The organism is Dellaglioa sp. CoH-56-MRSF-13, assembly GCF_056782095.1.
Map to the genome: position 1 here is coordinate 1 of NZ_JBXAYC010000032.1, position 633 is coordinate 633.

A 633-nucleotide genomic window follows, 5' to 3' on the forward strand; every position below is an offset into this window, starting at 1 on the left:
CGTATCTCGTCATCGTGCGGATGGACGATCAATGCCTGCTGTGGTTGAGGTGCCACAGAATTCAAGAGGTCAGATGCCTTATTCTTTGGCAGTCCTGCATATTTCGCCACAAAGTCCGCCATCTTTATCGTGAGCGCGCGATCGATCATGCGTTCGAACTTGACGAGGGGTGCCGGGTCAATGGCAGTGCCAAGAGTTCGTTGTGCCACGTCAATGAATTGAGCGGTGGCCGCGTTAGCACTCAACGCCGTAGGTGCCCACTCACGTAGCAAATATTCGCGTAGTACGTGTATTCTGTCACCGAGTTCAGTAGGCAATTCTTCAGAGTACTGAATAACTCGGCTGTTGATCTCATCTTTATCGTGCGGAAGACTCTTCTCTTCTGAAATAGACTTCGATGCGTTGACTTCTTCAGCAAAACTTTGCGTCGGAGAATAGAAAAAACGCGAACGACGCACTGGTGGCGGGTTCGCGCTATCTTCAGATACAGGATCATGACCCTGCATCCGCATCATGGTCTCCACATGCGACATTGCCGTGCCGCCACTTCCGTTAGACGGCTTGGCCAATGTCGTAAGTGATAGAAGGAGGTCATCCGCCTGTTCCATTTCCTCGCGGGTCGCGAGAACAAGC

The 633-nt window shown here is 51.8% G+C and carries 1 protein-coding gene; it reads right to left on the bottom strand.

The genetic code is table 11. The features are described 5' to 3' along the window. Positions 1–633 (bottom strand): hypothetical protein (locus AC1RP1_RS07695; RefSeq protein WP_481762673.1); only part of this gene is annotated, 633 nt, incomplete at both ends.